Origin of the sequence: Microbispora sp. GKU 823, assembly GCF_002027145.1 — a bacterium.
Classification (GTDB): Bacteria; Actinomycetota; Actinomycetes; order Streptosporangiales; family Streptosporangiaceae; genus Microbispora; species Microbispora siamensis.
Genome location: NZ_MWJN01000094.1, coordinates 13,309 through 34,956, shown reverse-complemented (window position 1 = coordinate 34,956; position 21,648 = coordinate 13,309). Strand labels below are relative to the sequence as shown.

Here is a 21,648-nt window from a genome sequence, read left to right as displayed (position 1 = left end):
GGCGGCGGGGGAGGCGGCACGCAGGCCGGGCGGCAGAACACCGGCCCGCGCACCCAGGCCAAGGACCTCACCGTCGACGACGCGCGGGCGCTGGCCGACCCGGCGAACGCCCCCTCCGTCAAGAGCGTCTCGCCGGTCGTGACGGCCCAGTCCCAGACCGCGACGTACGAAGGGGCGAGCCACTCGATCAGCCAGCTCGTGGGCACCTACCCGAGCTACTTCGAGGCGTCCAACAAGCCGGTGGTCAAGGGCGCCTACTTCTACAACGACGACGTGCTCGCCGCGCGCAAGGTCGTGGTGATCGGGCAGACGGTGGCCGAGAACCTGTTCGGCACGGTCGATCCCCTCGGCAAGCAGATCACGGTGTCGGGCGTGCCGTTCACCGTCGTGGGCGTGCTCAAGGAGGCCGGCTCGTCCGGGTTCCAGGACGCCGACGACGTGGCCATCGCCCCGCTGCCCGCCGTGCAGCAGAGTCTGACCGGATTCGGGCCGCTGGGGCAGATCCTCGTCCAGGCCAAGAGCGCCGAGGCGGTGGACGCCGCGCAGACCGAGGTCACCGAGGTGCTCAACCAGCGGCACGGCATCACCGGCTCGGTGAGCGCCGACTACCGCATCCTCAACCAGGCGACCCTGCAGGAGACGGTCAGCGCGGCGACCGGGACGTTCACGGTGCTGCTCGGCGCGGTGGCCGCGATCAGCCTGCTCGTCGGCGGCATCGGCATCACCAACATCATGCTCGTCACGGTCACCGAGCGGACCAGGGAGATCGGCATCCGCAAGGCGATCGGCGCGCCCAAGGGCGCGATCCTCGGCCAGTTCCTCGCCGAGGCGACAATGCTCAGCCTCGTCGGCGGCCTGCTGGGCGTGCTGATCGCCGTGATCGGCGCCCAGTTCACGATCGCGGGCGTCCAGCCGGTGATCGTCCCCACGTCGATCGCGCTGGCGCTCGGCGTCTCGGTCGCGATCGGCCTGTTCTTCGGCAGCTACCCCGCCAACCGCGCCGCCGGGCTGCGGCCGATCGAAGCCCTCCGCTTCGAATGATGGCCGGGCCCATGGAAGGGAGATGAATGTGAGCAGGCACGACACCGAGGAGCTTCTGGAGACCTCGCCGTTCGACGACGACCTCCAAGAGGTGCTGGCCGCGCGTCCCGCTCGGGCGGGCGGGTCGAAGCTGACGCTCGCCCTGGCCGGAGGCGTCCTGCTCGTGGCCGGGCTGCTCCTCGGCATCCAGGTGCAGAAGCTCCTGGGCGGCCCCACTTCGGGTCAGGTCCCGTCCCGCGCGGCCGGTCCCGGCGCGTACGGCCAGGCCCCCGTGGGCGGTGGGCTCGGCGGCGGGTACGCACGAGGCGCGGGCGGCGGCTTCGCGGGCGCGGGCGGCGGCGCCGGAAGAGGGGCGGGCGCAGGGGCAGGAGCAGGGCCCGGCGGCATGACCTTCGGCACGGTCAAGCTGGTCGACGGCGACAAGATCTACGTCCAGACCGTGAACGGCGGCGTGGTCACGGTGACGACCTCGCGAGACACCAAGGTCCAGGTCACCCGGACGGGCAAGGTCTCCGACCTGAAGCCGGGCAGCTTCGTCACCGTCGCGGGGACCGCCGACGCCCAGGGTCAGGTGGCGGCGACGTCCGTCACCGAGGGCTCGGCCATGGGGAGGAGGGCGGGATCGTGACCGTGGAGGGCCGCCTGCTGGTCGTCGATGACGAGCCCGACATCAGGGAGTTGCTGTCGGCGAGCCTCCGGTACGCCGGGTTCGAGGTGATCACCGCGTCCACCGGCCGGGAGGCGGTCCAGATCGCCGGCAAGGTGCGTCCCGATCTGATCGTGCTCGACGTCATGCTGCCGGATCTGGACGGCTTCGCCGTCTCCGACCGGCTCCACGCCTCCGGGCGGCGGGTCCCCGTGCTGTTCCTCACCGCCAGGGACGCGAACGAGGACAAGATCACCGGGCTCGGCTGCGGCGACGACTACGTCACCAAGCCGTTCAGCCTGGAGGAGGTGCTCGCGCGCATCCGGGCCGTGCTGCGCCGCACGCGCGGCGGCGACGCCGTCCCCGCCCGGCTGCGGGTCGCCGACCTCGAGCTCGACGAGGACTCCCGCCAGGTCTGGCGGGACGGCGTCCCCGTACGGCTGTCGCCCACCGAGTTCAAGCTGCTGCACTACTTCATGGTCAACCAGGGCCGGGTGGTGTCGAAGGCGCAGATCCTCGACCACGTCTGGCACTACGACTTCGGCGGCGACCACAACGTGGTCGAGTCGTACGTGTCCTATCTGCGGCGCAAGATCGACACCGCCGAGCCCAAGCTGATCCACACGCTCCGCGGCGTGGGCTATGTCCTCCGTGCGCCGCGTCAGTGACCTGCTCCACGTCGGCGGGCCGGCCCGCGACGCCGGTGCGAAGGCCGGTGGGCCGGCCGGCACCCGCCGGTGGCCGCGGCCGCCGCGTGCGGGCGCGGTGCTGCGCCTGCTGAGCGTCCGCGAGCTGCGGCGGCGGGTCGCGAGGACCCCGCTCTGGCTGCGGCTCGTGGCGGGGACGCTGCTGCTCGTGGCGCTCGCGATCGCGCTGACCGGCGGCTTCGCCGTACAGCTCCTGCGGGGCTACCTGGTGGACCGGGTCGACGCGCAGCTCATGGCCGTCGGCCGCGCCCGGCGGAACCGCCTCCTCCGTCCGCGGTCACGGGCAACGTGTTCCGGCCGCCGCGGCAGTTCGGCTCGTTCTACATCGTCCTGCTCGACCGCAACGGCGCCGTCGTCCGCACCGTCCAGGAGCCGCCGAGCGCCGATCCGCCGCCCGCGCTGCCCAGGCCCCTGCAGGACCGCAGGCAGTGGCTGTTCACGGTGGAGAGCCCCTCGGGGGCGCTGTGGCGGGCGATCGCCGTACGCGAGGAGGACGGCACCCGCTTCCGCGTCGCGGCCATCAGCCTGGCCGACATCGACGGCACGGTCTCGCGGCTGGCGGTGATCGTCCTGGGGGTCGGCCTCGCCGTGCTCGTCGCGCTCGGGATCGCCTGCTACTGGCTCGTACGGCGCAGCCTGCGCCCGCTGGGGGAGATCGAGCGGACGGCGGAGGCGATCGCGGCGGGCGACCTGTCCCGGCGCGTCCCGCTCCGGCACCGGCGTACGGAGATGGGCCGTCTCGGCCGGTCCATCAACGGCATGCTCACGCAGATCGAGACGGCGTTCCGGGAGCGGGAGGCGTCGCAGGAGCGGATGCGCCGGTTCATGGCCGACGCCTCCCACGAGCTGCGCACCCCGCTCACCTCGATCCGCGGCTTCGCCGAGCTGTACCGGCAGCAGAGTTCGCAGGACCCCGTCCTGCTGCTGCGCCGGATCGAGGACCAGGCCGTACGGATGGGCCTGCTCGTGGACGACCTGCTGCTGCTCGCCCGGCTCGACCAGCAGCGCCCCCTCGAACGCCGCCCGGTCGACGTGCTCAGCCTCGCGGCGGGGGCGGTGCTCGACGCGCAGACCCTCGCGCCCGACCGGGAGATCGACCTGCTGCGGCTGGACGGCTCGGACGAGCCGGTGCGGGTGCTCGGCGACGAGGCGCGGCTGCGCCAGGTCGTCGGCAACCTCGTCAGCAACGCCCTGCGGCACACCCCCGCGGGCACCGCCTTCCGCGTCGGCGTGGGGATCGTGCCCGGATCGCAGGCCCTGATCGAGGTGGCCGACGACGGGCCCGGCCTGGCCCCCGGCGACGTGGAGCGCGTCTTCGAGAGGTTCTACCGCGCCGATCCCTCGCGCAGCCGGTCGGACTCCGGCGGCACGGGGCTCGGGCTGTCCATCGCCGCCGCTCTCGTCCAGGCCCACGGCGGCACCATCACGGCCGACAGCGAGCCCGGCCGCGGCGCGGTGTTCCGCGTCCGCCTCCCCGCGTGCCCTCCTCGGTGAGTCCAACGAAAGGCGAGGGTGATCCCTTTGCGATACCTGTCCATCGCGGTCGCCGCGGCGGCCCTGGCGGTCACGGTGACCGGCTGCGGCGGCGGTGACGACACCGCCGCCCCGACCACCACGCAGGCCGCCGCCGGCGGTGGTTCGAGCGCCGACCCCCGGGCCGCGTTCACCGAGTGCCTGCGCAAGAACGGCGTCACGCCGCCCAGCGGGCGGCCCAGCGCCAGACCCTCGGGCAGACCGACCGCCAGACCGAGCGGGGGCTTCGGCGGATTCCGCTCGATGGACCCCGCCATGAGCAAGGCGTTCGAGGCGTGCCGCTCCCTGATGCCGCAAGGCGGCCGGGGCGGGTTCGGCGGCGGGCGCGGCGTCGATCCGCAGGCCATGCAGGCGTTCCGCACCTGCATGAAGGACAACGGCGCCGAGCTGCCCGCCGGCGGACGCGTGCGCGATCTGTCCACGACGGACCCCAAGGTGGCCAAGGCGTACGACAAGTGCAAGGTGCTGCTGCCCGCGCCCACTCCCGCCGCCTGACCGGCCGGAGCGGCTGATTCGGTGGCCTTCCTCAGGGAAGGTCGAAAGTATGGCGGGGAACGACAGGCTGCGGGCCGCCCTGGAGAGCCTGCGGCGTCACCTCGATCAGGACCTGTTCCCCCTGGAGATCGGGGACGCCGCGGGCGACCGGCGCGTCCTGGGGGAGCTGCGCGGGCAGCTCGACGACTACCTGCTGCCCCGCCTGGCGGCCATCGACGCGCCGCTGCTCGCCGTGGTCGGCGGTTCCACCGGGGCGGGCAAGTCCACCCTGGTCAACTCGCTGGCCGGCATGATCGTGACCGAGCCCGGGGTGCTGCGGCCCACCACGCTCGCGCCGACTCTGGTGTGCAACCCCGCCGACGCCGTCTGGTTCACCTCCACCGCGATCCTGCCCGGGCTGGCGAGGGTGACGGGCGGGTCGGCCTGCGGGGGACGCGGCGAGCCCGGCACCCTGCGGATCGCCCCCGTGGAGGCCCTGCCCCCCGGGCTGGCGCTGCTCGACGCCCCCGACATCGACTCGATCGTCACGGCCAACCGCGAGCTGGCCGCGCAGCTCCTCGCCGCGGCCGACCTGTGGCTGTTCGTCACGACCGCCGCGCGGTACGCCGACGAGGTGCCGTGGAGCTTCCTGCGCCTGGCCCGGGAGCGGAGCACGGCGCTCGCGGTGATCCTCCAGCGGGTTCCGGCCGAGGCACGTGACCCCGTAGCCGCCGACCTGACCCGGCTCCTGCGGGAGAACGGCCTGGGCGGCACGCCGCTGTTCGCCGTTCCGGAGCTGGAGCTGCCGTCGGAGCGGGCCCGGCTGCCCGCCCACGTCGTGCAGCCGATCGCGACCTGGCTCGCCGACCTGTCCGTGGACGCCAAGGCGCGGGCCGAGGTCGTACGGCGGACCCTGACCGGCGCCCTGGACAGCCTCGGCACCCGGGTGCCCGACCTGGCCGACCGGGTGGAGCGCCAGCGGGCGGGGATCGCCGAGCTGCGCGACATCGCGGCCAGGGCGTACGACGTGGCGATGTCGGCGTTCGACGAGGGGATGCGCGACGGCAGGCTGCTGCGCGGGGAGGTGCTGGCCCGCTGGCAGGACTTCGTGGGCACCGGCGACCTCATGCGGGCCCTGGAGTCCCGTGTCGGCTGGCTGCGTGATCGCCTCGTCGCCGCCTTCCGGGGCCGCCCCGCGCCCGACAGGGAGCTGCGGGTCGCGCTGGAGAGCGGGGTGGAGTCGCTGATCCGCGCCACCGCCGACGGCGCCGCGGAGCGGGCCGTCGAGGCGTGGCTGGCCCTTCCCGCCGGGCGCGACCTGCTGGAGAAGTCCGGCGTCGCCGTCTCCGGGCGGCTCGGCCGCGCGTCCGCCGATCTGCCCGGCCGGGCCGGCGCGGCTGTACGCGACTGGCAGGGGCACGTGCTCGATCTCGTCCGCTCCGAGGGCGCCGACCGGCGCACGCTCGCCCGGGCGGCGTCGTTCGGCGTGAACAGCCTCGGCGTACTGATCATGCTGGCGGTGTTCTCCACGACCGGCGGGATCACCGGCATCGAGCTGGGCATCGCCGGAGGCACCGGCGTGCTCAGCCAGAAGCTGCTCGAAGCCGTCTTCGGCGACCAGGCCGTACGCACGCTGACCCAGGAGGCGCGCGAGGACCTGCGACGGCGCGTCCGCGCGCTGCTCGACGAGGAGTGCTCCCGCTTCACCTCCCTCGTGGAGGGGCTGGGCCCGGCTCCGGAGACGGCGGCCCGGCTGAGGGAGGCCGCAAAGGCCGTACAGGAGAGGGGCGTCCTGTGAAGCTCCCGCGCAGGAAGGCGGAGGTGTCGCTGGACGACCGCCTGGAGGCGCTCGCCGAGGCCGCCGACCTGGCGGAGGGCAAACTCGGCCAGGAGGCCGTGGACCACGCCCGCGCCGTGGTCGCCCGGGCGGGCGCACGGCGCGGCCTGTCGGTGGAGCACACCGCGGTCGCCCTCGCCGGGGCGACGGGCAGCGGCAAGTCGTCGCTGTTCAACGCCCTGTCCGGGACCGAACTGGCGACGGTGGGAGTGACCCGGCCGACGACCGCCAAGGCGCAGGCGGCCCTGTGGGGCCCGGACGGCTCGGGACCGCTGCTCGACTGGCTCGACGTCCCGTTGCGTCACACGGTCGAGGGCGACGCGTCGGGGCTGATCCTGCTGGACCTGCCCGACCACGACTCCATCGAGCTGTCCCACCGCAGGGAGGTCGACCGCCTGGTCGCCGCGGTCGATCTGCTGGTCTGGGTGCTCGACCCGCAGAAGTACGCCGACGCGGCCGTGCACGAGCGCTACCTGCGCCCGCTCGCCCGGCACCGGGACGTCATGGTCGTCGTGCTCAACCAGGTGGACCGGCTGCCGGAGCGGTCGGTCAAGCGTTGTCTCGACGACCTGCGCGGCCTGCTGGCGGCCGACGGGCTCGAGGGGGTGCCGGTGCTCGGCGTCTCCGCCCGCACCGGCGAGGGCGTCCCCGAACTGCGGACGCTGCTCGACCGTCAGGTCTCCCGCCGCCGCGCCTGGTCGTCGCGGCTCGCCGCCGACGTGGCCTCGGCCGCCGCCGCGCTCTGGGCGGGCGCCCCGCCCGCGCCGGGACAGGTCGCGGTGCCGGAGGTCGCCGTGAGCAGAGCTCTGACGCGGGCGCTCGCACAGGCGGCCGGAGTGCCCGTCGTGATCGAGGCGGTCGCGAAGTCGCATCGGCACCGCTCGATCGCCGCGACGGGCTGGCCGGTGACGCGCTGGCTGCGCAGGCTGCGGCCCGATCCGCTGCGCCGTCTCCACCTGGCCAAGGGCGCCCGTTCCTCGCTGCCCGCGGCCACCGCCGTGGAGGTCTCGGCCGTGGACACCGCCCTGCGCGACGTCGGGGCCGCGGCCTCGGCCACGGTGCCCGAGCCGTGGGCGACAGCCGTACGGCACGCGGCGCGCTCGCGGTCGGAGGAGCTGACGGACGCCCTCGACCGCACGATCGCCGCGGCCACCTCGGGCGGCGTCTCCAGCGCCCCTCGGTGGTGGCGGGTGGCGGGGACCGCGCAGTGGCTGACGGTCGCCGCGATGGCCGCGGGCGCGATCTGGCTGCTCGTGCGCTTCGCGCTGGACTACCTCATGCTGCCCGGGCCTTCCCACCCCCACGGTCGGCCGGGCGCCGTGGCCGACCGTGCTCCTGCTGGGCGGCGCGCTGGCGGGCGTGCTGATCGCCGCGCTGTGCCGGGTGTTCGCCTGGGCCGGGGGGCGGCGCAGGGCGCGCAGAGCCGCCAAGGAGTTGCGCGCCGGCATCGAACAGGTCGCCGGGGAGCTGATCATCACCCCGGCACGCGACGAGCTGTCGCGTTACACCCGCTTCGCCGATCGCGTGGCCCTTGCCGCGTCCTGAGCGCCGGGGGCCGCCGCTAACCGGAGACCCGGCCGTTGGGGATGGCGTCGAGGAGCCGGCCCCACTCGGGATAGGTCGCCACCTTCTTCAGGTGCATGGCGGTGATCTTCTCGTGCAGGCCGGGATCCGGGTCGTCCGACAGGCGCACCGCCGAGAGCCGGTCGAGGCGGGGCAGGATGTGCGGGTCGCCTTCCAGATGCACCGGGTCGTACATGTACCGCTCCAGCGCCGCGAGGTCCTCGACGGCGGCGAGGTAGGCGTGGGTGTAGCCGTCGGAGGGATCCCCCAGGTCCTGGCCGACGCTGGAGAACGCCACCGACTCGACGGACGCCGTGCGCCTCATCGCCGCCAGCACCTCCTCCTTCTCCTCGTCGGTGGTCCCGTCTCTGAAGCTGAACCGCAGGATGTTGACGATCACGAGTTTCCCTTCCAGATTGAACTTGCCGGTTTACTCTATTGATCTGAAAGGTTTTGAACAAGCAGGTTCACTTAAGTGGTCCCGCTGGTACAGTGCGGGTCGTGATGGCGGAGCTGACGACGGCGGGACGCCCCGACTCCCGGGGACGCATCGACAAGCGGCGGGCGATCCTGGAGGCCGCTTTCGCCGTCTTCGCCGAGCAGGGCTATGCGCAGGCGTCCGTGCAGGAGATCGCCGAAGCGGCGGGGGTCGCCAAGCTGACCGTCTACAACCACTTCGGCGACAAGGAGAGCCTGTTCCGGCAGGCGATGGAGGTCGCGGCCGACGCCGTGTCGGCGGAGAACCTGGCCGTGGTGGACAGGCTGCGGGATCCCGGTGACGATCTGCGGGCCGTCTTCGAGGACGTGGCGTACAGCCTGCTCCAGGTGTGCTGCGGTGAGCGCTCGCACGCGCTGCGACGGCTGACCTACGGCCAGATCGCCCGAACCCCCGACATCGTCGAGATCGTGCAGGGGCGGACGGGGCGCCGGCTCGCCGAGGCCCTGGCGGATCGGCTGGCCCGGCTCTCCCTGTCCGGACGCCTACGTCCCTGCGATCCGGCGCTCGCGGCCGAGCAGTTCCTGGCGCTGCTCACCGGCCCGATGGAGGTGCGGACGGCGCTCGGCACCCGCACCGCCTCCCCCGAGGAGGCCCGCGGAGTGGCCGATGCCGCCGTCGACACCTTCCTGCGGGCGTACGGACCGGCGGCAGGCGCCTGACAGGGAACGAGCTGCTGTGGTCCTGCTCTCCGCGGACCCCGCTCCGCGCGTCCCCGGTGGTCCCGAGGTGCGCGCCGCTTACCCGGCCATGGTCTGAGTGCGCTACGGGCGCTCGTCCGGGCGTACGGCGTGGGCCGGGTCGGGGTTGGAGACGCCGTCCGCGCCGAGGGCGGGACGACGGGCCTCGATCTGGCGCGGCCCCAGCTCGCTGTCCTCGGCCGCCGCCTTGGCCTCGGCGGCGGCGCGCTCGGCCTCGGCGACCGCCTCGCTGCCCGCCGCGCTCCGCTCGTGCCTGCCGTCCGCCCCGGTGACCCGGCTGGCGGGCAGCGACTCGGTGAACGCCCTCGACAGCGTGTTGAGCGCCGAGGTGACCTCGCTCGGGATCACCCACATCGTGTTGCCCTGGCCCTGGGCGAGCTGGGGCAGCACCTGGAGGTACTGGTAGGCGAGCAGCTTGGGGTCGGGGTCGTTGCGGTGCACGGCCTGGAACACCTCGTCGATCGCCTGCGACTGGCCCTGGGCCTTGAGGATCTGGGAGGTCCGCTCGCCCTCGGCGCGCAGGATCGCGCTCTGCTTCTCACCCTCGGCCGTGAGGATCTGCGACTGCCGCTGGCCCTCGGCCGTGAGGATCGCCGCGCGCTTGTCCCGCTCGGCGCGCATCTGCTTCTCCATCGCGTCCTTGATGGTCTTCGGCGGGTCGATCGCCTTGATCTCGACTCGGTTGACCCGGATGCCCCACTTGCCGGTGGCCTCGTCCAGCACGCCGCGCAGCTGGCTGTTGATCATGTCACGAGAGGTGAGCGTCTTCTCCAGGTCCATGCCGCCGACCACGTTGCGCAGCGTCGTCACGGTGAGCTGCTCGACGCCCTGGATGAAGTTGGCGATCTCGTACTCCGCCGCCCGGGGATCGGTGACCTGGAAATACAGCACCGTGTCGATGTCCACGACGAGGTTGTCCTCGGTGATGACCGGCTGCGGCTTGAACGACACCACCTGCTCACGCAGGTCCAGCAGCGGCCGGACCCGGTCGATGAAGGGGATGACGAAGTTCAGGCCGGGGCCGAGTGTGCGGTAGTACCTGCCCAGGCGCTCGACGTTGCCGGCTCTGGCCTGGGGCACGATCCGGACCGCCCGCAGCACCGTCAGGATCGCGACGAACGCGATGACGATTCCGGCGACCACTGCTGCGTCCATTGCTCACTCCCGGGGATAGACGAGGGCGGTGGCGCCCTCGATCTCCATGACGTCGACCGTGGCCCCCGGCGGGATCACGAGCGTCTCGTCGTAGGCACGTGCCGACCACTCCTCGCCACCGATCCGGACCCGGCCGTCCCTGCCGGTGACCTCCTTGGTCACGTACGCGGACTTGCCGACGAGCGCGGACACTCCGAAGCGCTTCGGCGGCGGCTGCTTGATGTGCCGGAGCGCGATCGGGCGCACCCCGGCGAGGCCGGCGGCGGAGGCGACGACGAACACGGCCAACTGGATCGCGGGCGGCAGTCCGACGGCCGCGACGACGGTCGTGAGCAGGGCCGCGACGGACAGCAGCCCCAACGCCGCGGTCAGCGTGAAGATCTCCGCGGCACCCAGCACCGCCGCCAGGATGAGCCATACGATCCAGGGGTCCATTGCCGCCTCCATAGCAATGAACGAACACCGCTCTGGCCGGGTTCCTCCTCCTCAAACCTAACGCGTACGGCCGCGGTCTCCCAGAGCGCCGTGGCTCAGGCGGGTTTCACGCCGGGGACGGGGCGACGCGGAACTCGTTGCCCTCCGGGTCGGCCATCAGGATGTGGTCGTCGAACGCCTCGAGGATCGTGCCGCCGGCGCGCACCAGCCGGGCGGCCTCCGCCCTGATCCGCTCCCACCGGTCGGCGGCCGTGCCGTCTCCCGGCACGCGGACGTCGATGTGGAGCCGGTTCTCCGCCGTCTTCCGCTCGGGGACCCGGAGGATGGAGAGCCGAGGGCCGACCCCCTCGGGGTCGCAGAGGCAGGCCCCGTCGTCCTCGGCGCCGCCGGACGGCAGGTCGGACCGCGCGAACGACTCCTCACTGGTCGCGTATCGGGCCGCCGGGATCTCGTCGACGTAGCCGAGCGCCGTCTTCCAGAACTCGGCGAGGAGCCGGGCGTTCTCGCAGTAAAGGGTCAGATCGATTGCTACTGCCATGACTCGACCGTAATGCAGGACGCTGACTTGGATGCGGCCACCTCTGTCAAGAAGCGGCGGAAGGGGTCCCGGCGACGGCGTGCGGGAGGGCGCTGCCGGCCAGCCACCGGGGCCAGGAGAGCTGCCAGTAGCCCCAGCCGTTGTTCCACTCCAGTGCGCGCGTGGTGCCGGTGACGACGACGGGATCGCCGCGCAGCGCGTGCTCGTAGAACCACCGCGCCTGGTCGGGGCGGACGTTCACGCAGCCGTGGCTGACGTTGGCCCGGCCCTGCGCCCACAGGTTGTCCAGCGCGTGGACGTACTCGCCGCTGTTGGAGATCCGCACGGCGTAGTCGATCAACTTGTCGTAGTAGCCGGGGTCGCCCTTGCGGCGGCCCGGCGAGACCATGCGGACGGGGTTGCCCTTGTCCATCGTCAGGTGGATCCCGCTCGTGGTCGTGTACTCCCTGGTGGTCGCCATGCCGGCGCTGATCGGCATGCGCTGGGCCACCCTGCCGTCCTGCCGCACCACCATCTGGTGGGCACGGGTGTCGACCGTGCTGATCATGGCCCGCCCCACGGTGAAGGCCACGCTCCGGTCGGCCGCGCCGTACGTGCCGGGGGCGGCGCGGACGCCGGCGAGATGAGCGATGAAACGCACGTCGCCGCCGACTGGCCACCACTTCCGCGGCCGGTAGACGACCTGGGTGGAGCTCGCCCAGTGCCAGGCGCCCTCGGCCGGGCCCCGGACCTCCAGCGCCCGCTCGACCGCCGCGCGGTCCTCGACCGGCCTGGTGAACGTCACGATGATCGGCATGCCGATCCCGACCGTCTCCCCGTCGTAGGGGACGACCGAGGCGACGGCGACCTCACGGCGCGGGGTGAGCGTGCGGAACCGGCCCGCGACCTGGGCGGTGACGCCCTGGGCGCCGGTGGCGACGGCGTTGACGACATACTGCGTGCCGGGGCGCAGCGTCCACGACGACCGCCACACGGTGCGGGCCGGGTCGAAGGCGCCGGGCACCGGGTCGCGCCCCGCGAACGCCAGCACGCTGGTCAGCCTGCCGCCCTCCGCCCTGACGACCAACCCCGCTCGCGCGACGGACGCCGCGCCGGAGGCGGGGGTCATCGTGATGCGCGGCACGGGCGGCACGCGTACGGCGCAGCCCGCGATGAGCGCGGGACAGGCCACGAGCAGCACCGCGAACAGGGCACGGGCGGCGGGAGGCAGGGTGCGTGGCTTCACGGGCACCCAAGATAGCGAGGGGTGACGACAGAAATACGCTAAGTGGCCGGAAGGACCTTCCCCGAGACCTCGCCGAGGCTGATCCCGTGCGAGGTCCACGCGCTGATCGTGACGGTGTCGCCGTCCTCCAGGAAGGTGCGGGTCTCACCGGGCAGTTTGACCGGGTCCGCGCCGTTCCAGGTCAGCTCGATGAGCGAGCCCGGCTGGCCGATCGACGAGACCGTCCCGCTCGCGAACAGGTCGCCGGTGCGCAGACGGGCGCCGTTCACGGTCATGTGGGCGAGCATCTGGTCGGGCGTCCAGTACATGTCGCGGAACGACGGCGTCGAGACCGTCTCGCCGTTCAGGTCGACGCGCAGGGTGAGGTCGAGCCCCCAGGGCGCCTGCCTGACGAGATAGGGAAGGGGCTCGGGGTCCTGCGACCGGCCCTCGACCCTGGCCTCCTCCAGAGCGTCGAGCGGCGTGACCCACGCGGACATCGAGGTGGCGAACGACTTGCCCAGGAAAGGACCGAGCGGGACGTACTCCCACGCCTGGATGTCGCGGGCGCTCCAGTCGTTGACGAGCGCCACCCCGAAGACGTGGTCCTCGAACGCGCCCGCGCGCTCGCCCAGCCGCGTCGGCACCCCGACGACGAAGCCGACCTCCGCCTCGATGTCGAGCTTCTGCGACGGGCCGAACGACGGCCGCTGCCCGCACGGCCGCCTGATCGGCGTCCCCGAGACGACGACGGTGCCCGCCCGCCCGTGGTAGCCGACGGGCAGGTGCCGCCAGTTCTGCTTCAGCGGCTCGTCGTCCGGCCGGAACATCCGCCCGAGGTTCGACGCGTGCTCGAGCGAGGCGTAGAAGTCGACGTAGTCGGCCACCTCGACCGGCAGGTGCAGGGTCACCTCCGCCAGCGGGATCAGGTGGTCGCCCGTGGCCGCCGCCTCGCGTACCCGCGCCCGCGTCTCCTGCCAGGCCGCACGGCCCAGGGCCAGCAGCGGGTTGAGGCTGGGCGCCGCGTAGACGTCCCCGCCGAGGGCGGCCGCCAGGTCGAGGACCTGGTCCGCGACCCGGACGCCGACCCTGCGGGGCTCCCCGGGCCGGGAGAACACGCCGTACGGCAGATTGTCGAGCCCGAAGCTCATCTCGCCCACGTCCACGCGTAGTCGGTGTCCTCGCACGCGAGGGCGGCCTGGCCGAGGTCGAGCGGGCGGAAGGTGTCGATCATGACGGCCATCTCGGTCGTCTCGGTGTGCCCCTGGCGTACGGCCTCGACGGCGGCCTCCACCGCGCCCGGCTGCGGGCCGTGCGTGAAGCCGGCCGGGTGCAGCGAGATCGAGCCGACGTCGATGCCGGACCCCCTCCTCGCCGTGTAGTCGCCGCCCACGTAGAACATGAACTCGTCGGAGTCCACGTTGTGGTGGTTGTACGGGATCGGCACGGCCTCCGGGTGGAAGTCCAGCGGCCGGGGACAGAACGAGCAGACGACGAAGCCCGGGCCCTCGAACGTCTGGTGGACCGGCGGCGGCGCGTGGGTGCGCTTCACGATCGGCTCGAAGTCCTGGATGTTGAACGCGTACGGGTAGAGGCAGCCGTCCCAGCCCACCACGTCGAAGGGATGGTGGGCGTAGGTCAGCCGGGTCAGCCCGCCCCGCGTCCTGACCAGGACCGGGACCTCCTCCCCGTCCACGAGCAGCGGCTCGGCCGGCGCGCGCAGGTCGCGCTCGCAGTACGGCGCGTGCTCAAGGAACTGGCCGAACTGGGACAGGTAGCGCTTCGGCGGCCTGATGTGCCCGGCCGCCTCGATCACCAGCGCGGTCACCGGTCCCTCGGGCACCCACCGGTGGATCGTCCCTGTGGGGATCACCACGTAGTCGCCCTCGGCCACGTCCAGCGCGCCGTACGCCGACTCGAACCGGGCCCTGCCGCTCGCGATGTAGACGCACTCGTCGCCCATCGAGTCGCGGTACAGCTCGCTGGGCGCCTGCGTCGCGGCGTACGAGATGCGGACGTCGGAGTTGCCCGCGAGCAGCATCCGCCCGGAGACCAGGTCGCCGTCGGGCGTCAGGTCCCGGGTACGGAAATGGCGCGGGGACAGCGGCAGGTTGGGCGTGAGGCCGGGCGCTCCGGCGTCCACGGCCTCGGCCTTGACGATGGCGGTCGGCGCGTGGCGGTGGTAGAGCAACGAGGAGTCGGAGGAGAAGCCCTCCTCTCCCATGAGCTCCTCCTTGTACAGCCCGCCGTCGGGTGCGCGGAACTGCACGTGGCGCTTGCGCGGCACCTCCCCGACCACGCGGTAGTACGGCATGACGCCTCCTCTGCTTGTCCGGCCCTGTGCTTGTCCGGCAACGTTGTCCGTTAATCGGACGCCAGTGTCCTATATATGTACGACGATTCGCCATGCCGCCGGGAATGTCAAGCTGCCGGTCACTGCTGAAGTGGTGATCGTCAGCGCGGGGGCTCGGACAGCGCGGACGTGAGGCGGCCGGCGGCCTCCAGGACCAGCGGGCCCACCTTGTCCGCGTCGAGGTCGGCGAAGCTGACCACGCCGACGGACGCCTCCAGCCACGGCAGGCCCGGGATCGGCGCGGCGATGCCCTGCGCGCCCTCCTGGAGGTGTCCGCTGCTCGTGTGCAGCGGCGGCTCCGTGCGGCCCTCGCGCAGCGCGAGCAGCGCCAGCCCGGCCGCGCCGCGCGTCAGCGGATGGCGCGAGCCCTCCCGGTAGGCGACGTGGAAGTCGGTCCACGAGGGCTCGACCACCGCGACAGCCAGGCCCTCGTCGCCCTCGGCCACCGTCAGGTGCGCGGTCGCCCCGGCCTGCTCCGCCAGCGCGCGCAGCGCCGGCAGCGCCGCCGCCCGCAGCAGGGGATGCACGGCCTGGGCCAGCACGAGCACCCCGAAGCCCAGGTGCACGCGGCCCTGCGCGTCCCGCCGGGCGAAGCCCTCGGCCTGCAGGGTCGTCAGGAGCCGGTAGACGATCGGCCGGCTCAGGCCCAGCTCCTGGGCGAGCTCGGTCGGCGTGCGGCCCCGGTTCGCGTCGGCGAGCAGCCGCAACAGCCGTAAGCCCCGTTCGAGCGTCTGCGCCGATTCGGCCGCCATCATGCCTTTGATTATCGCCGCACCGGTGCGGCGATCGGCGAAACCTGCATCCGACGTAGCCTACGTCGGACGTAGGTTTCGGTCCGCGATCAAGGAGCGGTGGATGAAGTCGGCGATCGTGGTGGGGGCGGGGATCTGGGGGGGCGTCGCTGGCGCTGCGGCTGGCCGACGAGGGCTGGCGGGTGACGCTCGTCGAGCAGTACGCGCCGGTCACGTGCGTCAGGCCAGCGCCGGGGAGACCCGCCTGCTGCGCTGCGCGCACGGCTCCGACGACTGGTATCCCCGGCTGGCCCGGCAGGCCCGCGACGCCTGGCGCCGGCTGGAGCAGCGGACCGGCGAGGACCTGTACGTCGAGTCGGGGCTGATGTGGTTCGCCCGCGACCCGGACGGCTGGGAGACGCGCAGCGCCCGGGTGCTCGAGCGGCTGGACATCCCCTGTGAGCTGCTCGATCCGGCCGAGGCGGCGCGGCGGTTCCCCGGCCTGCGGGGCGACGACCTCGCCTTCGTGCTGTGGGAGCCGAACGCCGGAGTGCTGCGGGCCCGGCGGGCGACGCAGGTGACCGCGCGCCTCGCCGTCGCGGCCGGCGTGCGGCAGGTCCGCGCCCGGGCCGTGCCGTACGGGCGAGGGGCCGGTGTCGTGGCGGACGGCGAGGTGCTGACGGCGGACCGCGTGGTCTGGGCGTGCGGCGCGTGGCTGCCGCGGCTGTTCCCGCACGAGGCGGGACACGTCCAGGTGACGCGGCAGGACACCTTCCACTTCGGGGTGCCCAGGGACTGGACCACGCCGCCGCTGCCCGCGTTCTGCGACTACGACCTGTCGGCGTACGGGCACGGCGACCTGGACGGCATGGGGATGAAGATCACCGGCGATGCCGAGGGCGAGCCGTACGACCCGGAGAGCGGCGGCAGGCGGGTGCTGCGGCACACCGAGGAGCAGGCGCGCGCCTACCTTGCCAGGCGGTTCCCGTCACTGGTGGGCGCGCCGGTGGTGTTCAGCCAGGTCTGCCAGTACGCGCTGACCAGGGACGCCGAGTGGATCATCGCCGAGGTCGAGGACGGCGTCTGGCTGCTCGGCGGGGAGTCCGGGCACGGCTTCAAGCACGCCCCGGCCCTGGCCGGATACGTGGCGGAGATCCTCGACGGCGAGCGGGAGCCGGAGGCGCGGTTCGGCCTGCACGAGCGGTCGACGGCGCGGGGCCTGCGGACCAGCGGCGGCACCGTCTCGTAGAGAGAGCGGACCCGGCCTAACCGGGCGGGTCCTGACGGGCCTGGCGGGCGCGCAGGACGATCTCCAGCTCGAACCGGACGTCGGGGTCGGCGAGCGCGTCGCCGTACAGCTGCTCGATCTGGCGCAGGCGATAACGCACGGTCTGCGGGTGGACGTGGAGCGCCGCGGCGACCTCGGCGACGCCCCGGCCGTGCCGCAGCCAGGCGAGCAGGGTCTCGGCCAGGCGGTCCTGCTGGCTCCGGCGCAGGTGGGCGAGGGGCGCGAGGCGCACCTCCGCCAGGGCGGCCACCAGGTCCTCGTCCTTGAAGACGACCAGCGTGGCCATGTGGTTGGCGCAGCGCAGCAGCCCCCCGCCGGGGCAGGACGCCGCGGGTGCCGAGGTCGAGGGCCTCCCTGGCCCAGCCGAGCGAGTTCGCGGCGGCGGCGAGCGGCACGGCAGGGCCGATCGCGGCCCGCCAGCCGCGCAGGGCGCTCTCCAGCGCCTGCACCCGCCCGGGGCCGCCGGGGTCGGGCACCACGAGACACGGGACGTTGCGGTCGAGCCCGGTCAGCACGTCCGGCGGCAGCACCGGGAGGGGAGAACCGCCGTCGCGTTCCTCCAGGGCCACCCCGGCGACAGTGCGGGGCAGCCGCCAGCCGGCCGCTCTGGCCAGGTCGGCGACGGCCTCCGGCGAGGCCGCGGGACGGGTGAGCAGCAGGTCGAGCAGCCGCCGGCGGCGGCGCTCCATCTCGCCGGCCGCGTGCGCCCGGGCCTCGGCGAAGCCCTCCGCCGCCGCGGCGGCGAGCTGGTCGAGGTAGACGAAGATGGCCTCGCCCAGGTCGTACAGCGTCCGCGGGTCGAGGCCGAGCTGCTCGGACTGCTCGGTGAGCCGTCGCCACGCCACTCGCGCGCCCAGCCGCATCGCGGTCTGGAAGGGCTCGAGGTCGCGCCCCTCGGCGGCCTCGCCCCTGCCGATCGTCCGGAAGACCTCGGGGTCCCACGGCGCCCGCGGGTTCTCGATGCGTTCCAGGAACCCCCGCAGCGCCTGGTTGACCGACAGCCGAAGGACCTTGATGTAGACCTCGTCCGCCGGGCGGGCGTATTCGGGCACCCGCCGCTGGATCTCCGCGATCATGCGGTCCGCGACGTCGCCCATGCGGGGACGCAGCAGCCTCGCGACGCCCGCCGGCACCGCGCCCCAGAACTCGTCGTCGCCTTTCAGCGCTCGCTCAACGTCCCGCTCGCCCCGCTCGCCTCGGTCAGTGCCGCTCAGCGCCCGCTCAACGCTGCTCGGCGCTGCTCAGCCAGGCGCCGAACTCCTCCAGGTCGATCAGGCCGTCGCGGTCGGCGTCGACCCTGTCGATCGCGCCCTGCGCTCCCTGCAGCGTGAGCGGCCGGCCGAGCACCTCCATCAGGCGTACGAGCTCCTCGGCCGAGATCCGCCCGTCCCCGTCGGTGTCGATAAGTTGAAAAGTCGCCGCATATTCGCTCATGCCGTCCTCCTCCGGGATCGCGATCAGCACCCTAGCTGAAAGCACGCGCTGCCCCCAGAGATCGCGGCCAACCCGCGGGTTCCGTTTTTTGTCGGTGGCGTGTGCCAGCATGCCGTCTCATGACGAGCAGCCTGGAGGGGAAGGTCGCACTGGTCGCCGGGGCGACCCGGGGCGCGGGACGCGGCATCGCGGTCGAGCTGGGTGCGGCGGGGGCGACGGTCTACGTGACCGGCCGCAGCACCCGCGAGCGGCGCTCGGAGATGAACCGGCCGGAGACGATCGAGGAGACGGCCGAGCTGGTCACGGCCGCCGGCGGGCGGGGGATCGCCGTGCCGGTGGACCACCTCGACCGCGCGCAGGTGCGGGCCCTCGTGGAGCGGATCGACGCCGAGCAGGGCGCGCTCGACGTGCTGGTCAACGACATCTGGGGCGGCGAGCTGCTGTTCAGCTGGACCGATTCGCTCTGGGAGCACTCGCTCGACGACGGCCTGCGCATCCTGCGGCTGGCGATCGACACGCACATCATCACCAGCCACTACGCGCTGCCGCTGCTGATCCGCAGGCCGGGTGGTCTGGTGGTCGAGGTCACCGACGGCACGGCGGAGTACAACGCCGCCAACTACCGCGTCTCGTTCTTCTACGACCTCGCGAAGACGTCCGTGAACCGCATGGCGTTCGCCCAGGCCAAGGAGCTGGCGCCGCACGGCGCGACCGCGGTGTCGCTCACGCCGGGCTGGCTGCGATCGGAGATCATGCTGGAGCACTTCGGCGTGACGGAGGCCAACTGGCGCGACGCGCTGGACAAGGTGCCGCACTTCGCCATCTCCGAGACCCCGGCCTTCGTCGGGCGCGCGGTGGCGGCCCTGGCCGCCGACCCGGAGGTGAGCCGCTGGAACGGGCAGTCGCTGTCCAGCGGCCAGCTGGCCCAGGTGTACGGCTTCACCGACGTGGACGGCAGCCGCCCCGACTGCTGGCGATATCTCGTGGAGGTCCAGGACGCCGGCCGCCCCGCCGACGTCACCGGCTACCGATGACAGAGCCGGTCCCGGCCTCCGGTTCCCGCTTTCGCCCGCTGGAGACGCCGGACCGGACCGTAAGGAGCGGAGCGGGCGGGAGCGAGGACCAGACCGGGCCCGCGGAATTCCGAGCTTGCGAGGAATTTCCGCGGGTGGAGCGGAGCGGACTTCGCGCGGACCGGAGCTTCCGGCCGGCGCGGTGACGTCCGGAAATCGGATGCTCGCCGGTGCCCCAGCGCGGCGGCTGGCGCCGATCAGGCGGTGCCGAGGGTGGCCGTGACCAGGGTCCAGTCGATGTGGGCCTCGGCCGCGTTGCCGCCCGCCGCGCCCGCCACCCAGTGCGCTACCTGCGGCGTCTCCCTGCTGTCCGGCACCACCCAGGTCGCGCCCGTGTCCGCGCCGTCGCGGTGCAGGCGGGCCACTCCCGCGCTGTCCACGGTCACCTTCCAGGTGGCGGGTCGGCCGGCCTCGGGGAGCGTGAGGATCCTCTCCCAGGTGCCGGATCCCTTCGTCATCGTCCACACGCCGCCCCGCTGCACCGTCAGCATGAGCCGCCGGGCGCCGTTGGCGACCTTCGTCCCGAGGCTGACCCCTCGTCCGGTCCGCGGGTCCAGGGCGCTGTCGTCGATCACCCGGCCGCGGAACTCCACCGTGAAGTCGCACGCCCTGGTCACATCGAGGGGCAGCACGGCCGAGACGACCCCGCTCGTGGTGCTGCGCAGGCGCAGGCCGCCGTTCATGAGAGTCGCTCCCCGGTCGAGTGCCCATCCCGTCCAGGAGCCGCCCGCCACGTGGTCGGTGACCTCGACCAGATCCAGCACGGCCTCCCCGTCACCGCCGACCGACACGCCCGGCGGGCCGTCCGTCGCCGGGAGCGTCCACCGCGCTCCGGCAGGGCCTGCCGGGGGGACGGCCTGCGCGGCCGCGGTGCCCGCCGCGTCGACGATCATCCGCCACCGTTCACCCACCCCAGGAACGGCCACCCATCCCGCCGCCGTCAGGGCGTGCGGGCCGTCGGGCCGTACGGCCACCCTGAGGAGGCGCGTGCCCGTGCTCACCTCGATCGCCAGGCCGTCGCCGGAGCTCGGGAAGCGGGTCACCCTGCCGTGGAAGGTCAGGACGAAGCCCTCGCGCGGTCCGTACGGGCGGCTGATCCGCCCGGCGGCCAGGCGCAGCGCGCGGGCGTCATCGGGGGAGGAGGCCGCCGGCCCGGGCCGCCTTCGCCGAAAGGTCCGATGACTTCGGCGCCGCCGCTCATGGTCCATCCGCCCCAGCCGGGAGCGACCCCGGTGAAGACGTCGGCCAGATCGAGGCGGGCGAGCTTGATCTCGATCTGGTTGTGCTCCCAGACGACGAAGAACCGGCCCGGCTCGTACTCGTCGGCCGAGGCGTAGACGTCCCAGCCGCGGGCCGCGCCCCGGGTGAGCCGCCTGCCGTCGGCGAAGAGCCGTCCCGGACCCCACGGTGTGCCCGGCCGTCTGACCTTGTAGTAGAGGACCTCGCGATACTGGTCGGGCTTCGCGGACGCGGGCCGGTGAACGGCCCGGCCAGGGTGTTGTAGACGGTCAGATAGCGACCGAGGGAGTCCTTCGCGAAGAACGTCTTGACGTAGTAGTTCGGCAGTTCGGGGTCCACGGCGAAGGCGGACCAGGTCAGCCCGCCGTCGGTGCTGGTCGCAGTCGCGGCGTACGCGGCGTGGGTGCGGTAGTGGGCGTCCTTGTCCGCCGCGGTGCCGCCGTGCAGGGTGCGCGCGATCATGAGCAGCGTGCGCGGGTCGTCCTGGGCCACGACGACCTGCGGCTCCTCGACGGACAGGCCGGGCGGGTTGTCCGCCAGGGCGCCCGGCGTCCAGGTGACCAGGTCGGCCGAGCGCAGCACGCCCGCCCTGGTGGTGCCGCCCGCCGCCTGCCAGTACGGCACCAGCCAGACGCCCTCATGCCTGAGAGGTTTGCCGGCCACGACGACCCCACGGGAGTTGGGCGGCACGGCGACGGAGAGGGGGTGATCGGCCCAGGTGCGGCCGCCGTCGGTGCTCCTCCTGGCGACCATCGTCACCGGGAAGCCGTCGACGTTCCCCGCGGCGTCGCGGTCGGCCGCGATCGTGATCCGGCCGAGCAGCGCCAGCAGCGCGTCGCCGTCCTTCAGGAACACGGCGTAGTGGTAGCGATGGGTGGAGGTGTCCGCCGCGAGAGTGCCGGTGGTCCAGGTGCGCCCGCCGTCCCCGGACCGGGCGTACGTGATCGCGCCCTGGTCGGTGGGCGTGGGGTCCACCGGGTCGGCCGCCCCGGCCCGCCAGGCGACCACGAGACGGCGGGCGTCGAGGGCGGCGACGTCGGGGACCCGGTTGCCCTCGTGGGCGAGTTCGCGCACAGAGCCGGTGCCGCCGTACACGGTGACGGGGTCGCGGACGGCCGCGCCGACCACGTCGATATCCGGCCATGACCGGTCAGAGGGGATCACCCGTACCAGGGAACACGGTCGCCGACCGCGAGACGG

General features: G+C 73.2%; 23 protein-coding genes. 11 read left to right on the top strand and 12 right to left on the bottom strand.

Annotation, left to right across the window (positions count from 1 at the left end; translation table 11 throughout):
* From B1L11_RS34555 to B1L11_RS34525, 7 genes are all read left to right on the top strand, one after another.
* Window positions 1-1,041, top strand: a 1,041-nt coding sequence (locus B1L11_RS34555) for an ABC transporter permease (protein ID WP_079319524.1), incomplete at its 5' end; no start/stop codon positions are given.
* A gap of 28 nt (window positions 1,042-1,069) precedes the next feature.
* The gene (locus tag B1L11_RS47360) at window positions 1,070-1,669 is read left to right on the top strand and encodes a hypothetical protein (protein ID WP_179155460.1); all 600 of its coding nucleotides are present in this window, start codon (window positions 1,070-1,072) and stop codon (window positions 1,667-1,669) included.
* Window positions 1,666-2,355: a response regulator transcription factor gene (locus B1L11_RS34545; RefSeq protein ID WP_079319522.1), complete on the top strand. Its 690-nt coding sequence runs from the start codon at window positions 1,666-1,668 to the stop codon at window positions 2,353-2,355. Before B1L11_RS47360 ends, B1L11_RS34545 begins: the two co-directional genes overlap by 4 nt.
* Before the next feature lie 327 nt (window positions 2,356-2,682).
* Window positions 2,683-3,888: a cell wall metabolism sensor histidine kinase WalK gene (locus tag B1L11_RS34540; RefSeq protein ID WP_218671493.1), complete on the top strand. Its 1,206-nt coding sequence runs from the start codon at window positions 2,683-2,685 to the stop codon at window positions 3,886-3,888.
* A gap of 18 nt (window positions 3,889-3,906) precedes the next feature.
* Window positions 3,907-4,422, top strand: a complete 516-nt coding sequence (locus B1L11_RS34535; protein WP_079319521.1) for a hypothetical protein — start codon at window positions 3,907-3,909, stop codon at window positions 4,420-4,422.
* Between the two features lie 49 nt (window positions 4,423-4,471).
* The gene (locus B1L11_RS34530) at window positions 4,472-6,199 is read left to right on the top strand and encodes an ABC transporter (protein ID WP_079319520.1); all 1,728 of its coding nucleotides are present in this window, start codon (window positions 4,472-4,474) and stop codon (window positions 6,197-6,199) included.
* Complete coding sequence (locus tag B1L11_RS34525; protein WP_256863140.1) at window positions 6,196-7,803, top strand: YfjP family GTPase; 1,608 nt, start codon at window positions 6,196-6,198, stop codon at window positions 7,801-7,803. The genes B1L11_RS34530 and B1L11_RS34525 overlap by 4 nt, the downstream gene beginning before the upstream one ends.
* On the opposite strand, the gene B1L11_RS34520 is transcribed toward B1L11_RS34525, so the two are convergent.
* Complete coding sequence (locus B1L11_RS34520; RefSeq protein WP_079319519.1) at window positions 7,800-8,201, bottom strand: Dabb family protein; 402 nt, start codon at window positions 8,199-8,201, stop codon at window positions 7,800-7,802. The two genes, B1L11_RS34525 and B1L11_RS34520, sit on opposite strands and share 4 nt — an antisense overlap.
* Before the next feature lie 104 nt (window positions 8,202-8,305).
* Here B1L11_RS34520 and B1L11_RS34515 point away from each other — a divergent pair, with 104 nt between their 5' ends.
* Window positions 8,306-8,959: a TetR/AcrR family transcriptional regulator gene (locus B1L11_RS34515; RefSeq protein WP_079319529.1), complete on the top strand. Its 654-nt coding sequence runs from the start codon at window positions 8,306-8,308 to the stop codon at window positions 8,957-8,959.
* A 102-nt stretch (window positions 8,960-9,061) separates the two neighbouring features.
* Here the strand turns inward: B1L11_RS34515 and B1L11_RS34510 are convergent, their stop codons facing one another.
* From B1L11_RS34510 to B1L11_RS34480, 7 genes are all read right to left on the bottom strand, one after another.
* On the bottom strand, window positions 9,062-10,153 hold the full coding sequence (locus B1L11_RS34510) for an SPFH domain-containing protein (RefSeq protein WP_079319518.1): 1,092 nt from the start codon (window positions 10,151-10,153) through the stop codon (window positions 9,062-9,064).
* Window positions 10,154-10,156: 3 nt separating this feature from the next.
* Window positions 10,157-10,588, bottom strand: a complete 432-nt coding sequence (locus tag B1L11_RS34505; protein ID WP_079319517.1) for an NfeD family protein — start codon at window positions 10,586-10,588, stop codon at window positions 10,157-10,159.
* Window positions 10,589-10,694: 106 nt separating this feature from the next.
* Complete coding sequence (locus tag B1L11_RS34500; protein ID WP_079319516.1) at window positions 10,695-11,126, bottom strand: VOC family protein; 432 nt, start codon at window positions 11,124-11,126, stop codon at window positions 10,695-10,697.
* 46 nt (window positions 11,127-11,172) lie between these two features.
* Entirely contained in the window at window positions 11,173-12,351 is a 1,179-nt protein-coding gene (locus B1L11_RS34495) for an Ig-like domain-containing protein (protein WP_256863139.1), read from the bottom strand.
* A gap of 38 nt (window positions 12,352-12,389) precedes the next feature.
* On the bottom strand, window positions 12,390-13,481 hold the full coding sequence (fahA, locus tag B1L11_RS34490) for a fumarylacetoacetase (protein WP_079319527.1): 1,092 nt from the start codon (window positions 13,479-13,481) through the stop codon (window positions 12,390-12,392).
* Window positions 13,478-14,644, bottom strand: a complete 1,167-nt coding sequence (locus B1L11_RS34485) for a homogentisate 1,2-dioxygenase (protein ID WP_079319515.1) — start codon at window positions 14,642-14,644, stop codon at window positions 13,478-13,480. Before B1L11_RS34485 ends, fahA begins: the two co-directional genes overlap by 4 nt.
* 140 nt (window positions 14,645-14,784) lie before the next feature.
* The gene (locus tag B1L11_RS34480; protein ID WP_239108701.1) at window positions 14,785-15,438 is read right to left on the bottom strand and encodes a helix-turn-helix domain-containing protein; all 654 of its coding nucleotides are present in this window, start codon (window positions 15,436-15,438) and stop codon (window positions 14,785-14,787) included.
* Here B1L11_RS34480 and B1L11_RS34475 point away from each other — a divergent pair.
* Complete coding sequence (locus B1L11_RS34475; RefSeq protein ID WP_079319513.1) at window positions 15,437-16,663, top strand: FAD-binding oxidoreductase; 1,227 nt, start codon at window positions 15,437-15,439, stop codon at window positions 16,661-16,663. The genes B1L11_RS34480 and B1L11_RS34475 overlap by 2 nt on opposite strands.
* Window positions 16,664-16,679: 16 nt before the next feature.
* Here B1L11_RS34475 and B1L11_RS52670 read toward each other — a convergent pair whose 3' ends face one another.
* Window positions 16,680-16,988 (bottom strand): helix-turn-helix domain-containing protein, encoded by a 309-nt coding sequence (locus tag B1L11_RS52670; protein WP_256863138.1) that lies wholly within the window; start codon window positions 16,986-16,988, stop codon window positions 16,680-16,682.
* A 47-nt stretch (window positions 16,989-17,035) separates the two neighbouring features.
* On the opposite strand from B1L11_RS52670, the gene B1L11_RS52665 reads away from it, so the two are divergent.
* Entirely contained in the window at window positions 17,036-17,461 is a 426-nt protein-coding gene (locus B1L11_RS52665) for a hypothetical protein (RefSeq protein ID WP_256863137.1), read from the top strand.
* Between the two features lie 462 nt (window positions 17,462-17,923).
* On the opposite strand, the gene B1L11_RS34465 is transcribed toward B1L11_RS52665, so the two are convergent.
* Window positions 17,924-18,247, bottom strand: a complete 324-nt coding sequence (locus B1L11_RS34465) for an EF-hand domain-containing protein (protein WP_306291743.1) — start codon at window positions 18,245-18,247, stop codon at window positions 17,924-17,926.
* An 8-nt stretch (window positions 18,248-18,255) separates the two neighbouring features.
* Between B1L11_RS34465 and B1L11_RS34460 the strand changes: the two genes are divergently transcribed.
* A complete protein-coding gene (locus tag B1L11_RS34460) occupies window positions 18,256-19,170 on the top strand; it encodes an SDR family oxidoreductase (protein ID WP_079319512.1) in 915 nt (304 codons plus the stop codon).
* A gap of 236 nt (window positions 19,171-19,406) precedes the next feature.
* Here B1L11_RS34460 and B1L11_RS34455 read toward each other — a convergent pair whose 3' ends face one another.
* Window positions 19,407-20,417 carry a hypothetical protein gene (locus tag B1L11_RS34455; RefSeq protein WP_079319511.1) on the bottom strand — a complete coding sequence of 337 codons (1,011 nt, stop codon included), beginning with the start codon at window positions 20,415-20,417 and terminating at the stop codon, window positions 19,407-19,409.
* Window positions 20,407-21,612, bottom strand: coding sequence for a sialidase family protein (locus tag B1L11_RS34450; protein ID WP_143737758.1), 1,206 nt, complete (start codon window positions 21,610-21,612; stop codon window positions 20,407-20,409). The genes B1L11_RS34455 and B1L11_RS34450 overlap by 11 nt, the downstream gene beginning before the upstream one ends.
* Window positions 21,613-21,648 lie beyond the last annotated feature (36 nt).

Bases quoted from the DNA above. Each gene is read 5' to 3' on its own strand.
- B1L11_RS34530 (WP_079319520.1), top strand. From the start codon at position 4,472: ATGGCGGGGAACGACAGGCTGCGGGCCGCCCTGGAGAGCCTGCGGCGT.
- B1L11_RS34515 (WP_079319529.1), top strand. From the start codon at position 8,306: ATGGCGGAGCTGACGACGGCGGGACGCCCCGACTCCCGGGGACGCATC.
- B1L11_RS34510 (WP_079319518.1), bottom strand. From the start codon at position 10,153: ATGGACGCAGCAGTGGTCGCCGGAATCGTCATCGCGTTCGTCGCGATC.
- B1L11_RS34505 (WP_079319517.1), bottom strand. From the start codon at position 10,588: ATGGACCCCTGGATCGTATGGCTCATCCTGGCGGCGGTGCTGGGTGCC.
- B1L11_RS34500 (WP_079319516.1), bottom strand. From the start codon at position 11,126: ATGGCAGTAGCAATCGATCTGACCCTTTACTGCGAGAACGCCCGGCTC.
- fahA (WP_079319527.1), bottom strand. From the start codon at position 13,481: ATGAGCTTCGGGCTCGACAATCTGCCGTACGGCGTGTTCTCCCGGCCC.
- B1L11_RS34485 (WP_079319515.1), bottom strand. From the start codon at position 14,644: ATGCCGTACTACCGCGTGGTCGGGGAGGTGCCGCGCAAGCGCCACGTG.
- B1L11_RS34475 (WP_079319513.1), top strand. From the start codon at position 15,437: ATGCCTTTGATTATCGCCGCACCGGTGCGGCGATCGGCGAAACCTGCA.
- B1L11_RS34480 (WP_239108701.1), bottom strand. From the start codon at position 15,438: ATGATGGCGGCCGAATCGGCGCAGACGCTCGAACGGGGCTTACGGCTG.
- B1L11_RS52670 (WP_256863138.1), bottom strand. From the start codon at position 16,988: ATGGCCACGCTGGTCGTCTTCAAGGACGAGGACCTGGTGGCCGCCCTG.
- B1L11_RS34465 (WP_306291743.1), bottom strand. From the start codon at position 18,247: ATGCTGGCACACGCCACCGACAAAAAACGGAACCCGCGGGTTGGCCGC.
- B1L11_RS34460 (WP_079319512.1), top strand. From the start codon at position 18,256: ATGACGAGCAGCCTGGAGGGGAAGGTCGCACTGGTCGCCGGGGCGACC.
- B1L11_RS34455 (WP_079319511.1), bottom strand. From the start codon at position 20,417: ATGGACCATGAGCGGCGGCGCCGAAGTCATCGGACCTTTCGGCGAAGG.